The 14,711-nt window shown below is 69.4% G+C and carries 11 protein-coding genes; 5 read left to right on the forward strand and 6 right to left on the reverse strand.

What is annotated here, in order from left to right:
* Nucleotides 1-21: 21 nt before the first annotated feature.
* Nucleotides 22-1,491: a sigma-54 dependent transcriptional regulator gene (locus tag N2652_02525; protein ID MCX7818073.1), complete on the forward strand. Its 1,470-nt coding sequence runs from the start codon at nucleotides 22-24 to the stop codon at nucleotides 1,489-1,491.
* A gap of 128 nt (nucleotides 1,492-1,619) precedes the next feature.
* Here the strand turns inward: N2652_02525 and N2652_02530 are convergent, their stop codons facing one another.
* The 5 genes from N2652_02530 to N2652_02550 are packed head-to-tail and all read right to left on the reverse strand — an operon-like array spanning nucleotide 1,620 to nucleotide 7,494.
* Nucleotides 1,620-3,617, reverse strand: a complete 1,998-nt coding sequence (locus tag N2652_02530) for a HEAT repeat domain-containing protein (protein ID MCX7818074.1) — start codon at nucleotides 3,615-3,617, stop codon at nucleotides 1,620-1,622.
* Nucleotides 3,618-3,639: 22 nt separating this feature from the next.
* Complete coding sequence (locus N2652_02535) at nucleotides 3,640-4,920, reverse strand: Gfo/Idh/MocA family oxidoreductase (GenBank protein MCX7818075.1); 1,281 nt, start codon at nucleotides 4,918-4,920, stop codon at nucleotides 3,640-3,642.
* 45 nt (nucleotides 4,921-4,965) lie between these two features.
* A complete protein-coding gene (locus N2652_02540; protein MCX7818076.1) occupies nucleotides 4,966-5,760 on the reverse strand; it encodes a prepilin-type N-terminal cleavage/methylation domain-containing protein in 795 nt (264 codons plus the stop codon).
* Nucleotides 5,741-6,076: a hypothetical protein gene (locus N2652_02545; protein ID MCX7818077.1), complete on the reverse strand. Its 336-nt coding sequence runs from the start codon at nucleotides 6,074-6,076 to the stop codon at nucleotides 5,741-5,743. The genes N2652_02540 and N2652_02545 overlap by 20 nt, the downstream gene beginning before the upstream one ends.
* Nucleotides 6,077-6,126: 50 nt before the next feature.
* The gene (locus N2652_02550) at nucleotides 6,127-7,494 is read right to left on the reverse strand and encodes a Gfo/Idh/MocA family oxidoreductase (GenBank protein MCX7818078.1); all 1,368 of its coding nucleotides are present in this window, start codon (nucleotides 7,492-7,494) and stop codon (nucleotides 6,127-6,129) included.
* A 172-nt stretch (nucleotides 7,495-7,666) separates the two neighbouring features.
* Between N2652_02550 and N2652_02555 the strand changes: the two genes are divergently transcribed.
* The gene (locus N2652_02555) at nucleotides 7,667-8,833 is read left to right on the forward strand and encodes a hypothetical protein (GenBank protein MCX7818079.1); all 1,167 of its coding nucleotides are present in this window, start codon (nucleotides 7,667-7,669) and stop codon (nucleotides 8,831-8,833) included.
* A gap of 120 nt (nucleotides 8,834-8,953) precedes the next feature.
* Here the strand turns inward: N2652_02555 and N2652_02560 are convergent, their stop codons facing one another.
* Complete coding sequence (locus N2652_02560) at nucleotides 8,954-9,895, reverse strand: alpha/beta hydrolase (protein ID MCX7818080.1); 942 nt, start codon at nucleotides 9,893-9,895, stop codon at nucleotides 8,954-8,956.
* Between the two features lie 155 nt (nucleotides 9,896-10,050).
* Here N2652_02560 and N2652_02565 point away from each other — a divergent pair, with 155 nt between their 5' ends.
* From N2652_02565 to N2652_02575, 3 genes are read left to right on the forward strand one after another with little or no spacing between them, the layout of a single operon-like run.
* Entirely contained in the window at nucleotides 10,051-11,385 is a 1,335-nt protein-coding gene (locus N2652_02565; protein ID MCX7818081.1) for a DUF2157 domain-containing protein, read from the forward strand.
* A complete protein-coding gene (locus tag N2652_02570) occupies nucleotides 11,382-11,966 on the forward strand; it encodes a GDYXXLXY domain-containing protein (GenBank protein MCX7818082.1) in 585 nt (194 codons plus the stop codon). The genes N2652_02565 and N2652_02570 overlap by 4 nt, the downstream gene beginning before the upstream one ends.
* A gap of 58 nt (nucleotides 11,967-12,024) precedes the next feature.
* A complete protein-coding gene (locus tag N2652_02575; GenBank protein MCX7818083.1) occupies nucleotides 12,025-14,700 on the forward strand; it encodes a valine--tRNA ligase in 2,676 nt (891 codons plus the stop codon).
* Nucleotides 14,701-14,711 lie beyond the last annotated feature (11 nt).

Genomic DNA, 14,711 nt, shown 5'->3' on the forward strand with positions numbered 1-14,711 from the left:
CCGCCACGAGGAGATGCGCGCGTGAAGCGGCTGCGGTCGGTGTTGATCGTGGACGACGAGCGGCCGACCCGCGAGGGGCTCGCCCGCGCGCTGGCGGGGGACTACCGGGTGCGTCTGGCCGAAAGCGGGGAGCAGGCGCTCGCGATGCTCGCGGAGGAGCCCGCGGACGTCGTACTGACGGACCTCCGGATGCCGGGGATGGACGGTCTGACACTGCTGCGGCGCATTCTCGCGCGACAGCCCCAGCCCGTCGTGATTTTGCTGACCGCCTACGGTAGCATCGAGACGGCGGTCGAGGCGGTGAAGGCCGGCGCGTACGACTTTCTGCAGAAGCCGGTCAGCCTCGACCGGCTCGAGGTGCTGCTGAAGCGGGCGATCGAGACGCGCGACATGCGCACCGAGAACCGCCGGCTGAAAGAGCAGCTCGACGTCCGCTTCGGCATCGAGCACATCGTGGGCCAGTCGGCGGCGATGTTGGAGGTGCTGCAGACGGTGCGGCAGGTGGCGCCGACCCGCACGACCGTGCTGATTCAGGGCGAAAGCGGCACCGGCAAGGAGATGATCGCGCACGCGATTCATGGTCTCTCACCGCGGCGCGACGGGCCGTTCGTCGCAGTTCACTGTGCCGCGCTGGCGCCGACGCTGCTGGAAAGTGAGCTGTTCGGGCACGAGCGGGGTGCGTTCACCGGTGCGACCGAGCGGCGGATCGGCCGGTTTGAGATCGCGGATGGCGGCACGCTGTTTCTCGACGAAATCGGCGAAATCTCACCGGCGATCCAGGTGAAAATCTTGCGCGTGATCGAGGAGCATCGCTTCGAGCGTGTGGGCGGCAGCATGCCCATTGACGTCGATGTGCGGTTGGTCACCGCGACCAACCGTGACCTGAAACGGATGGTGGACCAGGGGGCGTTTCGGGAGGACCTCTTCTTCCGGTTGAATGTGGTGTCGATCCGGCTGCCACCGCTGCGCGAGCGCCGCGAGGACATCCCGTTGCTGGCGGCGCACTTCGTCGAGGAGCTCGCCGCGCAGAACGGCCGTTCGCCGCCGAAGCTCTCCCCTGCGGTTTTGGACGTCTTCAACGTCTATTCCTGGCCCGGGAATGTGCGCGAGCTGCGAAATGTGCTCGAGCGAATGATCGTGCTGGCGAGAGGTGAGGTGCTGGACCTCGGCGATCTGCCGCCGGAGCTGCGCGCGGTGGCACCGGTCGCGATGGCGTCGTCGCCGGCGGCCCCGCGGTTGGAAGGGCTGACACTCGCGGAGGCGGAGCGCCGGCTGATCGAACAAGCGCTCACCGCAACCGGCGGCAATCGCGCGGAGGCGGCACGACGGCTGGGCATCAGTCGGCGGACGATTCACCGGAAGATCGAGGAGTATGGTCTGAACATTCCCCCGGGGCGCGGTGAACCGCTGCCGGCGGAGGAACGCTTGGCCCCTGCGCGCCGAGCGGACAGTTCGGACGCCGGCAGCCGGAGCGCGCCAAAGGGCGACTGACGGGCTGACGCGGCGCTCGAGGATGCCGCGCGCGGCGCCGTATCCGGGCGCGGCAAAGAGAAGTTCCAAGGCTTGGAAGACAGCCCTACGGTAGCCTCCAATCGTTGGACCGCCGCGCCCGGAGCGGATCAGCGGGCCAGCGGTTCGGCTTTCGTACGAGCGGCGTCGGGCGCGTCCGAGGCGGCGAGCACCTGGCGCGCCAGTTGCCGCGCCAGCTCACGGTCCCGCTTGCCGATGGTTTCCGCAAGAGTGGCCATCGCGAGCAGAATTTCTTTCCGGGCGGCGGGGTCTTGGTCGAGCTGCTCGCGCAGCGCGGTGGCGGCGCGCGGATCCGGTACGGTCGCGAGCGCGGCGATCAGCGCAAGCCGGTCCTCCCGCTCGCGGGCCGCGCGCAGCGCGGCGAGCGCGGCATCGCAGCGCAGTTCGGCCGGCGCGTTCGTGGAGGCCAGCACCAGGCGGGCAATGCCCCGTGCTGCGAGCCGGCGGTCGGTCTCGTTCGCGTCCTCTTTTGCGACCAGCTCGCGGAGCAACGGCAGCGCCTCCGGGCCGGACCACTCCGACAGCGCGCGCGTGGCGGCGGTTCGCAGGCGCGGCTCCGGCGCCTCGAGCTGCTCGCGCAGCCACGTGAGTGCGTTGGTTCCTCCCACCACACCAATCACCGCTGCGACCGCGGCGCGCTCAGCGGTGCCACTCTTCTGCGCCAGCGCAATCAGTCGCGCGCCGGCCGCCGCGTCATTGCGCAACCGTGTGAGCATAGCGCGAAGGTCGTTCAACGCGTCCGGCTCTTGCTGAGCGGCGAACCGCAACAGCGGCTCGAGCTGGTCGGCTCCGCCAACGACGCGCAGACCTTCCCGAGCCGCACGAGTGATGGCCGGCTCCGGATCGGTGAGCGCCTGCGCCAGTACCGTCGCGGCGCCGGCTTCCCGCCGGCGCGCAAGTGCGATCAGCGCGGCCGCCCGCCGCGGTGGCGCACCCGTGACGGCGGCGCGCAGAAGGTCGTCGCGCACGCTGTCGCCGGTGAGCGTTTCGATCGCGCGCATCGCGGTCCGCCGTAGCGGCGTTTCGGCTGACGCCCACTCCAACAGCGCCGACAGCGCCGCACCGCCCGCCAAACGCGCGTAGGCCTCGATTGCCCGGCCGGCGAGCGCGGGATCGTCGGACCGGCACTGTGCGGCGACAAAATCTTTCGCGGACTCGTCCAACAGGTCGATCGCCCCGGCACGTGCGTCCGGGGGTAATTCGTTCCATGCGCGGACCAGAGCGGCGGAGAGCGCAGGGCCGCGCCGGGATGCGGCGGCGGCCAGCGCGGCCGTTCGGATCTGCACGCTGGCATCGGTGAGCGCAGTGGTCATGCGCCGGAGGGCCTCATCGGGGTCCGCCTCGCGTTCGATCAGCGTGGCGATCGCGGCGGCACGCAGCGCCGGAGGTGCGGTGGCGTCCGCCGACAGCCTCAGCAGCGCCGCGCGGCCGGCACCGCCGGAGCGGGCAGCGCCTTCCACCAGCGCTGCCGCGATGGCGGCGTCACCGGTGGTGGCGACGCGCTGCAATGCGGCAAGGGACGGTGCACCACCGAGGCGCCCCAGTGCGGCGGCGGCGGCCGCGCGGGTGGCGGGGTCCTCCAGCGCGCGCACCAGCAGCGGCATCGCGGCCGGATCGCGGCGGATGCCGAGTGAATGGACCAGCCCCAGCCGCAGCAGGGGGTCGGTTGTCGTCTCGAGCGCCGCACGCAACGCCGCGCCCGCTTCGGCGGAGGGGTTCACTTCCAGTGCTCGTCGTGCCGCGTCGCGCAGTTCGCGCTCGGGCTCCGTCAGGGCGGCTGCGAGCACCGGCACGCAGTTCGATCCGCCAACGGTCTCAAGTTGTGCCATCAGCTCGATGCGCACCGCAGCGGGCAGGGTCCGGTCCCCGGCCCGCGCGGCCAGTGCGCGTTCGAGTTCCGCGCGCTCGTTGCCGCGCTCGGGGGCCGACGCGCGGGCGGTGATACCGCGCAGCAGCTGGCGGGCGTCGCCGCGCGTCGCGGGATTGGCGTCGGCCAGCTGGGGCAGCAGTCGGGCGAGATCCTCTTCGACACTGGCCAGCGCGGTCGTCGCGCTGAGCGCCCACAGCAGCAATGGAACGAGAAGCACGGCGTGACCTCCTCGATGAGGGTTACAACATCAGATAAGGCGCCCGTCGTGGCCGGTCGAGCCAACGGCGAGCAGCCTCATCTCCGACAATGTCTTCGCGGACCGGATCCCAGCGGATCGGCCGGCCGAGACGCTCCGCGATCCCGGCGAGGATGCAGATCGTCGCGCTGCGATGGCCGACCTCCGGGGGGCAGATCGTGGGGCGGCGCGTGCGGATGCATTCGATCCAGTTGTCGTGGTGGTTCGCTGACTCGTAGAGGCGGATCTCGTTCGGCCCCGGCGTGCGTTCCGCGAGCGCGGCCGGGATGGTGTCCAGCCGGTTGCCCCGGCTCACGCAGACCTCTCCCTCGGTGCCGATGAACTGGATCATGTGTCCGTCGCGGGTTGGATGGTCTCGCAGCACGCGTACTCCGTTCGCGTACACATGAGTTTGAAACTCGGTGCCTTCCCATCCCTTGGGGATGAATTCGATCGGGCCCGAGTCATCCATGCCCAGCGCCCATTGAATGATGTCGAAATGATGGGCGCCCCAGTCGCCGTTTTTGCGCGAACCGTACTCCCAGAAGCGGCGCCAGCCACCGCCGTAATCGCCCTTCACCCGCTCGGCGTTGTAGGGGCGCCAGGGCGTCGGCCCGAGCCAGCGATCGTAGTCGAAGCCATCGGGGATCGGCTCCTCCGGCAGCTCGACGGGCGGCGGGAATTCACCTAGTCGCGCGTAGATGGTGTGGACCCGGCCGATCCAGCCGTTGCGGACGATTTCGCAGGCTCTCCGGAACGCGTTCTCCGACCGCTGTTGGGTGCCGACCTGGACGATTGCGCCGCACTGTCGCGCCAGCTGGCTGAGCACACGGCCCTCGCGCTGAGTGAGCGTCATCGGTTTTTCGACGTAGACGTCCTTGCCGGCGCGGATCGCGGCACAGGCGATGGGGGCGTGCCAGTGGTCGGGAGTGGCGATCAGCACGGCTTGGATGTCGTCGCGCGCGAGGATCCGTTCGAATTCGTTCACTGCTTCGCAACCGTGCCAGCTGCCCGACGCGCGCTGCGCGCCGTAGGCCGCCTCGACGGCCTGACGCGCGCTCTCCCGGCGGCCGCGGTCCACGTCGCAGACGGCCAGCACCTGGACGTCTGGCCGACCGCACATCGCGCGCAGGTGGCCTTTCATCATCAGCCCCATGCCGATCAGACCCATGGTGATGCGGTTTGACGGCGCGGCGTGGCCGCGCAGCGGATGGGCGATCATCAACGGTGCGACGCCGCTCTCCAGACACTTTTTGAGCCATGCGCGTCGTGTGAGTGAGCTCATACGATGGTACCTCCCGAATCGCGACCGGTTGCGAACGCCGGCGGGCTACTTCGGAATGCGGTCGGGGAACAGACGGCGCTTGACGATCTCCGGCGTGAAGTACTCCTTGATATCCCGGGGGTGGATGCGCTCTACGTGTCCGTCGGCGAATGCGACGTTCGCGTAGCCCTCCCGCAGGTTGCCCCCCGGGGCATCATGAAAGGCCGCGAGCCCATCGCGACGGGTACCGGTTTTCGCGTCCTTGCCGTCATACTCCGGCACGCCCAGACAGAGGTTGTTGATCACGCTGTTGTTGTAAGGGGTGGCGATCGGCGTTTCCTCGCCGAAGATCGCCTCCCGGGCAGGAAAGAGGATCTGCTGGCGGCGCATTCGCGGCTGGCTGTTCCAGCCACTTGAGCGGTAGTACTCATTCATGACATAGCTCACATAGCAGGGCGCGTCAGGCGGGAAGTTGGGATTCAGCGGATATGTCTTCAAAAACTTTTCGCAGTAATAGACGCGCGGCTCGCGCGCGAGGAACGGCCACAGAAACCCATTCGTGACCGTTTCAAAGAAGGCCCAGTCCATCCAGACGCCGCCGTAGGAGAGGCTCCGGCTGTACACCCACCGCCACGAGTCGGGATAGTCGCGGTCCGGCGACTGCGACGCGTACTGGATCGCCGCCTGCATGATGCTGCCGAGGTTTTGCTTGCAGCGCACCATGATCGCACGCTCGCGCATCGAGGTGATCGATGGCAGCAGCATCGCCATCAGCACGGCGATCACGCCAATGACGACGAGTAGCTCCACGAGCGTGAAGCCACGCCTTCGCGAGCACCGGTCAACGTGCCACGGCTTCATGGCTCACCGCCTTGACCTGACCGCATCGCGGGCACGGGAACCGACGGTACTGCCCGGGCGGGCTTTCGGTCTTGCCCTCGCGGATCAGTGTCCATGCTTGCTGATAGGTCATCTGAAACTTGTGCTGGCAGGCTTCGCAGACGTAGTCCACCGGGAACTGATCGTCCGTTCGCTCCAGCACCGCGGAGGGTGTCTGGCGGCGGCCCCACCAGATCGAGAACCCGATCAGACCAGCTGCCACCACCAGCATCGCGATCGTTTGCACGGTGGCCGCTGCGTGCCGCCATCTCCGCACAGCCGGATCGTGTGGGCTCATACGCCGAGTCTACGCCGCCGCCGCCGGGACGCAAGCGGGCGGCGGCACGATCAGACGACCGGATAGACCCACGGTGCGCGATAGGGGCGCCGCAACAGCGCCTGCGCCTCGTCGTCGCCCACGACCTGCTCGCGCGCGCCATCCCAGCGCAGACTCCGGCGCAGTCTCATCGAGATCATCGCAAGCAGGCACATGTTGGTCGCCAGATGGATTTCGCCGACGTCAGACACCGGCCGCCGCCGTTCCCGGATTGCGGCCAGAAAATCCGCCCACAGTTCTCGGATGTTTTGGTGGTCTGGCGCGTTCAGCCGGGCCTCCTCCCGGATCTCCGGTTTTTTCGGATCGCTCGGGTAGAAGGTCCACCCGGATCGCCAGCCCAGGTGCAGCGTCCCCTCGGTGCCGTAGAAATAGCATCCCACGCTCTCGCCTTTTTCGGCGTTGTTGCCCGCGAACAGACGATGTTCCCAGCTGACCGTGAACCCATCGAACTCGAAAATCGCGCACTGGTGGTCCGGCGCGTCGGAGGTCTGCTCGGTGTCGGTGAGCACGGGAGGGCCTTTCACTGGCCTACCGCCGATCGACATCACGGTGCGGGGGGCGCGCTCGCCGGTGATCCAGAGAATCTGGTCGAGCCAGTGGACGCCCCAGTCGCCCAGAGTACCGTTCGCGTAGTCGAGGTACTGACGAAATCCACGCGGGTGAATGCCGCCGCCCGCAGAACCGTCGGGTTCGCCGTTGTAAGGCCGAAGCGGTGCCGGCCCGCACCAGAGATTCCAGTCCAGCCATGCTGGTGGCTCGATGTTCCGGCGCGGCCGCTCCGGTCCGCCGGAATACAGCACGAAGGCGCGGACCATGCCCAGCCGCCCCAGCCGGCCGCTGCGGATGAACTCCCGCGCGGAAATGTTGTGTGGCGAGATCCGGCGGTGTGTGCCGACCTGCACCACGCGGTCGGCCGCGCGCGCGGCGCGGACCATCGCCTGGCCCTCGCCGATCGTGTGGCCGATCGGCTTTTCGACGTAGACGTGAGCGCCCACTTCGATCGCGGCGAGAGTCGGGAGCGCATGCCAGTGGTCGGGCGTCGCGACGATCGCGATATCCGGGCGGGTCAACTGCAGAAGCTCCCGGTAATCGACGAGGCACCGCGGTTCATCGCCGCAGGACTCGCGGACCCGGCCGGCGGTCGCCTCCATCGCGCGCCGGTCAACGTCGCACAAGCCCACAATGCGGCATTCGCGGGAGGCGATCGCCTCCCGGAGGATGTTGTTACCCCACCAGCCGCAGCCGATCAGCACCGTGCGGAAGGGGCGGTCGCCCGACTGGGCGAGCGCCAGGTGCGGCGCGGCGACGCTGGCCGCCACCGCGCTCGTGTGGCGCAGAAATGCGCGGCGTCGAATCCCGGGAACCGGCGTTGGGCTCATGCGATACTCCTCTGCGGGGCGGCGCAGACCTCCTGACCGCCCCTGCTCCGACTAGCATGGCCGCCGACGGGCCGCAAGCCATGCCGCCCCACGTCCATGGGCTGCGGGCATTGACCCCGGCGTCGAATTGGCCTAATGTGCGAGACGGAAGCACAGCAGCGAGGCCAGCAACATGATTGACGAGGCCAGGGACACGTCGCCGCAGGAGCCGTCACCCTCCGAGTTGCCGCCCAAGTTGCGGTTGCCGGGGTCGGGAAAACCGAACGGGCTCAAGCCGGAGACGAAACGCATTGATCTTTCCGCGGCAGAGCCGCCCGACTCGGCGCCCACGGGGGACGAGCCGTTGCGCGTTGCGGATGTGCTGAAGTCGGTCTCTCCGCGCACCGAAGTGCGCATGCCCTCTGCGGTCCCGCCGAAATCGCAGACGACACGGCTAAGTGTTTCGGATTCGCAGCCCGTGCAGCCGGGCGAGTCGGTCCCGGTCGCGAAGGCGGCCACCTCGCGCATTCCGCTGAGCGAGTCCCAGCGGCTTGCGGCGGAGAAAGCGGGGGAAGTGCCGAAGGCGATCCCGACGAAGCGAGCGACCTCGCCGATCGCGACCGAGGGCGTGCAGGCACCCGCCGCTGCGGCCGCGGCCGCGGCTCAGGGAGCGCTCGGCCGCACCGCGCGCATCATTATTGACGAGGAGGAGTCGCTGCCGACGGGCGGTTCGCTCGGTGACACCGGCAAGATGACGATTCCGCCCGCCGCGGTGCCGCCCGCGCCCGGCACGCCCCCGAAGACCGTCCGACTGCAGCGGCCGGCCGCCGGGCCGGCGCCGAAGACCATCGTGCTGAAGCGTCCGGAGGGCGCGCCCGGTGCTGCGCCGAAAACGGTCGTGCTCAAACCGCCATCGCCGTCGGCGCCCGCGGAACCGGCGGTGTCACCGCCCTCAGCGGGCCCGGCGACGGTGGAGACTCCGTCGCCGGCCGCGACGTTGGAGGCGAAGGGCGCCACCGCCCGCATTTCCATTCCCGCCTCTGCGTTGGACGCTGCTGCGCCGACCACGCAACGCAAGACGATCCGGATCAAACGGAGCGAGGCGCCCGTCTCCAGTGCGCGCACCGTTGTGCTCGCGCGACCACCGGTGACGGCGGCACCGAAGACCGAAGGTGCACCGGTGCCGACGATCGAGCCGAAGGCCGAACTGGAGGCGGCGTTGGGCGTGCCCACTGCCGAGCCGGGTTTGGGCTACGCGATCGTCGCGATCCTGACGTTCCTGGTAATGGGCGCGCTGCTGTACGTGCTGTTGGCGCAGACCTATTTTCCGCAGTGGGCGTTGCCCGGCCGCCTGAGTTGAGGTGGTCTCCCCCCCCGCCGGTCGGGGTCGCGGCGGCGGTGGTCCAGTTCCGCGACCGAACGAACACGTTGAGCTGATCGGTGAGGTGCTGCTCGGTGGTGGGGTCAGCAATCCACCGGCTCAGCGGAAAGTCGCCTCCCGCTCCAAGTAGCCGAGCGATTCAAGAAACTCCTCTGTCCTCTGCAGCGTTTCCGCGTAGCCGCCGCCGGCACGGCCGTAGTTGAAAAAACCGTGGCCCGCCCCTTCGAAGGGTACGAGCTGGCACCGGTTGCCGTGCCGGCGCATCAGGTCCGCAAAGATTTCGGCGGTCCGGTAGGGAACGGTGGTGTCCGCGGTTCCATGAAAGATGATGCACGGCGGCTGGTTGCTGGTGACGTGGTGTGCCGGCGAGAGAGCGGCGGGCTCGGCGCCCAATTGTTCACGCAGCTCATTCGTTCGTGTTTCCGAACAGTCAGTGAGACCGACGAGCGGCGCCAACACCAGCACAGGGTTGAACAGCACCATCGCGTTCGGTACCGACGGTACCGCCCGGTCCTCGCCCTCCGTCTCGAAGCCCGGCACCACGCCGGCGCAGGCCGCAAGATGCCCGCCCGCGGAACCGCCGGCGGCGGCGATTCGGTTCGGGTCCACGCCGAGGCGACCGGCGTTCGCGCGGACCCACCGGATCGCGGATTTTGCATCCTCGACGCAGTCCTTGGCGGTGACCCCGTGGCGGGAGGACACTCGATAGTCCGCGCACATCGCGACCATCCCCCGCGCCGCGAGCCGCTCGGCCTGGGGCCGGAACTGGGCGGGAGTGCCGCCCCTCCATCCGCCGCCGAAGAAAAAGACGATCGCCGGCCGGGGGCGGTTGGTCGAATGTGCCGGCGGCTCGAAGATGTACATATTGAGCGCAACGCCGCGGATACGTTTGTAGACTTCGACGCGAGCGGTCCCCATGTTCGGCCCCGCGTTGCGCGAGCTGTTGGCAGGAGGCGGGACGGTGACTCCACCGGCCGCAGTAAGGCCGATCGCCACCGCAACAAGGCCCACAGGTCCCCGCGACTGAAGATTCGCGATCATCGGATCCCCTTTCGTTCGCGCGGCGAGGTTCGAACACGCTGGCACCCGCAAGCATACCACGGAGGCGACCGTGCGGGCGACGGGTCCGCGCGCGACGCCCGATTGGCCCGCTCGGCCGGTTGACAAGGGTGGTGGGCAGGGATTGAATCGCGCCCATGCCGAATGGTGGGGAGCACACGCCGCTGCCGAGGCGCCCCTATGCTCGGCGGTGGCTGGAGGACGACCTTCCGGAGCTGGTGCGGCGTGGTGTCATCTCCGACGACATCGCGCTGCGCATCCGTGCCGGCTATGTGCCCACGGATGGTGGCGCGGCGCGGCGGTGGGGAGCGGCGCTGCTGGCGGTGCTGGCGGCGGTGCTCATCGGCGGGGGACTGATGCTTCTGCTCGCCCACAACTGGGACGGACTCTCGCGGCCGGCGCGTGCGGCGATCGCGATCGCGCCGCTGGTCATCTCAGCGGGGTTGGGGGCACAGACGCTGGCGGCCGGTCGCGGTGCGGCATGGCGGGAAGGAGTGGGGGCGTTTCAGTCGCTGGCGGTGGGGCTTGCGCTCGCACTGATTGGCCAGACCTACCATCTGGGCAGCACGGTCGACGACCTGATGCGCGCGTGGGCACTGTTGGTGCTGCCGCTGGTCTACTCGCTGGACGCAGCGGTTCCGGTGCTCGTGTACCTCGGCACGTTGCTCGGGTGGGCCGGCGCGCTGGAGTCCAACGACCCGCAGCGACTGGCGGCGCTCGGCGGCTTGTTGCTGCTGGTGCCCTATCTGGCGGGGGAACTTCGCCGCCGGCGCGCGCATCCGCGGACGCTGCTGCTGATGTGGGCGAGCGCGATCGCTTTGCCGGTGGCGTACCTGATCGCGATCCGACCGTTCGACGAGGCGGCGCGGGAGTGGCGTTTGTGGGTGCCAGCGCTCTTGGTTGCGATGCACCTGATTGGCGCGCGGTTGTGGCCGGCGGAGGCCGGCGTGCGGGCGGCGCCGTGGCGGGTGGTGGGGGCCGTCGGGGCGGTGGTGGTGACGTTGCTGATGAGTTTCCGGGCGACCTGGGTTGAGGTCGAGCCGTGTCGGGGGTTTGAACACGGCGTGGGCGTGTTCCTTTTGGCGGCGCCGCTGAGCATCGCGCTGGCGCTGGCGTGGGATGCGGTCCGACGGCGCGAGTGGGGCGGCGCATGGACGGGACCGCTGGTGATCGGCGTGGCCGGCGCGCGGGTGCTGGCAGGGGCGGGCGGCGGGTTGGTGCCCGCACTGATCCTGACCGCCGTGCTGGTGCTGATCGGGGTGTTGCGTCTCGTGCAGGGTCTGCGAGGCCGTCGGCTGGGGGCGGTGAACGCGGGCATGGCGCTGCTGGGCGCGGTGATGCTGGCGAGGTTTTTTGACACGGAGCTGTCGTACCTCTGGCGGGGTGTCGCGTTCATCGTCGCCGGTGCGGTGATGCTCGGGGTGAACCTCGCGTGGGGCCGACGCGCGGCACGCGGAGAGCCGCAACGATGAGCGCGCGGTGGCGTCGGGGGGTGTTTCTGGCCGCCAGCGCGCTGCAGATTGCGGTGCCGCTGGTACAAATCGTCCGGTACGAGCAGGTGCTGAGGCACGGACACGTGTACCGGTTTCGTTGCGAGCCGGTGGATCCCGCCGACGTGTTTCGGGGCCGCTACGTGCGCATCCAGATCCCGGCGGCCACGGTGACGCAGTCGTGGGATCGCGCGCCAACGCCGCGCGGCTGGGTCGCCGCATCGCTCGAAATCGGCCCGGATGGCTTGGCGCACTTCGGCCGGCTCGGTCGGTGGCCGCCGGCGACCGGCGACTGGCTGAAGGTGCGCTGGTCGCCGGGCCCGGACCACACCGGCCGGGTCATACCCCCGTTCGATCGTTTGTATCTTCCCGAGCGGGTCGCGCCCGAGGTGGAGGCGGAATATGCTCGCACCGCCCTCAGTGCAACGAACCGGCCCCCCGTGGTGGTGGTGCGGGTGCGCGGGGGGCGAGGGGTGATCGAGGACCTCGAACTGGGCGGGGTGCCGGTCCGGGCGTGGCTGCGCTCTCGCGGCATGGGCGGCGGGGCAGGCCGCGCACGCTGAATTTGCACCTCCTGGCTGCATCGCCTATGCTCGCCGTTCTCTGGGCAGGACGCCCCTGATGGACGACTTTCCGACCAAATACGACCCGCGCGAGGTCGAGCCGCGCTGGGAGGCCGAGTGGACTCGGCGCCGGCTCTGGCACGTGGAACCGGACGGTCCCGGTGAGCCCTACGTGATTGTGATCCCGCCGCCGAACGTCACCGGCGTGCTGCACATGGGCCATGCGCTGAACAACACGATCCAGGACGTACTGATCCGCTGGCAGCGGATGCGCGGCCGGCGCGCCCTCTGGGTGCCCGGCACCGACCATGCGGGCATCGCGACGCAGAACGTTGTCGAGCGCGAGCTCCGACGCGAGCACCTGCGTCGGGAGGACCTCGGGCGCGAGGAGTTTCTGCGCCGCGTGTGGCGCTGGCGCGAGGAAAAGGGCGGCACGATTATCCGACAGCTTCACCGTCTCGGGGCTTCGTGCGACTGGGATCGCGAGCGGTTCACCATGGACGAGGGGCTCAGCCGCGCGGTCGAGGAGGTGTTCATCCGCCTGTACGAGAAAGGGCTGATCTACCGCGGCCATTACATCGTGAACTGGTGCCCTCGCTGCACCACCGCGTTGTCCGACGAGGAGAGCGAACATCGCGAGATCCGCGGCCACCTCTATCACATCCGCTATCCGGTCGTCGGTGGCGGGCCGCCCTCGCACATCGTCGTGGCGACGACGCGGCCGGAGACGCTGCTGGGCGATACCGCGGTCGCGATGAACCCGGCCGACGAACGTCACCGCCCCCTGCTGGGCCGGCGCGCAGTGCTACCGGTGCTCGGGCGCGAGATCCCGTTCGTCGCCGACGAGACGGTGGACCCCGCCTTCGGCACCGGACTGGTGAAGGTGACGCCCGCGCACGACCCAAACGACTTCGCGATCGCGCAGCGGCACGGTCTGCCCGCGCTGAACGTGATGGACGATCACGGCCGGATGAACGAAAACGCCGGCCCGTACGCGGGTCTCGACCGCTTTGAGTGCCGCCGGCGCATCCTCGCGGATCTCGAGCGCGACGGGCTGCTCGAGCGCGTCGAGGATCACGTGCACGCGGTCGGACACTGCTACCGGTGCCACACGGTCGTTGAGCCGCGCCTCTCCCGGCAGTGGTTTGTGCGAATGAAACCTCTCGCGGAGCCGGCGGCCGAGGCGGTGCGGCGCGGTGAGGTGCGATTCGTGCCGGAGCGCTGGACCGGCGTGTATCTGCAGTGGATGGACAACATCCGGGACTGGTGCATCTCGCGTCAGATCTGGTGGGGGCACCGGATCCCCGTCTTCAGCTGCGCCGCCTGTGGCGACACCTGGGCGGCGCGCGGCCGGCCCGGCACCTGCCGCGCCTGCGGCGCGCCGGAGCCGGCGCAGGACCCCGACGTGCTCGACACCTGGTTTTCGTCGTGGCTGTGGCCGTTCAGCGTGTTCGGCTGGCCGGAGCGCACGCCCGAGCTGGCCGCGTTCTACCCCACCACCACGCTCGTCACCGCGTCGGAGATCATCTTCTTCTGGGTCGCGCGGATGATCATGGCCGGCATTGAGTTCATGGGGCGGCCGCCCTTTTCCACCGTGGTGATCCACGGCACCGTGCGCGACGACGTCGGCCGCAAGATGTCGAAGAGTCTCGGCAATGCGATCGATCCGCTGCAGGTGATCGAGGCCACCAGCGCCGACGCGCTGCGCTCCAGCCTGATGATGCTCACCGCGCTCGGGCAGGATGTGCAGCTGTCCGACGCGAAGTTCGAGGTCGGCCGCAACTTTGCGACGAAGGTCTGGAACGCGGCGAGGTTTCTGCACCTGCAGCGGGGCGACGGCGCACCGCGCGCTCCTCTGGAGTCGCTGGCGGGCCGACTGGCGCCGGACGACCAGCACGTGCTGGACCGGCTCGACGCCGCGATCCGCGCCTGCGATGACGCGCTGGAGAAGTTTCGGTTCAACGACTATGCGTTGGCGGCCTATGACTTTGTCTGGCACGAGTTCTGCGACTGGTACGTCGAGTACGCGAAGCTTCCGTTGCAGGGCGCCGACCCGGCGCGGCGCGCGGTGACGCTGGCCGTGCTCCACCATGTGCTGGAGACCTCGCTGCGGCTGTTGCAGCCACTCATGCCGTTCCTCACCGAGGAACTGTGGCACCGGATGGGCTACGGCGGCCCGCAGCAGCACCTGGCGCTGGCCCCCTGGCCGCGGCCGGTCGAGCCGGAGCTGCGCGCCGCGCTGATTCCGGATCCTTCCGTACCCGCCCACGTCGCCGACCGCCAGGCGCTGATCCGTGCCGTGCGGAACCTGCGCGCCGACCTGGGGCTGGCGCCGCAGGAAACTGCCGCGCTGGTGGTGCGGCCTGCCGATGCCGTCGCGGCGGCGCGGCTGGAGGCGGACCGGCCGGTGCTGCAGCTGTTTTGCCGGGCACCGGAGGTGCGCGTCGCGCCGGACTTCATGCCCGCGCGGCCGATGCCCAGCGCGGTCAGTCGGATCGCGACGGTGTTTCTCGACGTGCACCACATCGGAGACCTCGCCGGCCACGCGGCGAAGGTGCGCGCGCGGTTGCAGCAGGCGGAGGCGGATCTTGCGCGCATCGAGGCGAAGCTGGCGAACGAGGCGTTCCTTGCGCGCGCGAAACCCGAGGCGATTGCGCAGCAGCAAGCCCGCCGCGAGGAGCTGCGGGCCCAGCTCGAAAAGCTGCGCGAGCTGGTCGCGGTGTTCGAGGGCTGAGATGCGCCCCG

Source organism: Kiritimatiellia bacterium (assembly GCA_026417735.1).
Classification (GTDB): domain Bacteria; phylum Verrucomicrobiota; class Kiritimatiellia; order PWTM01; family PWTM01; genus CAACVY01.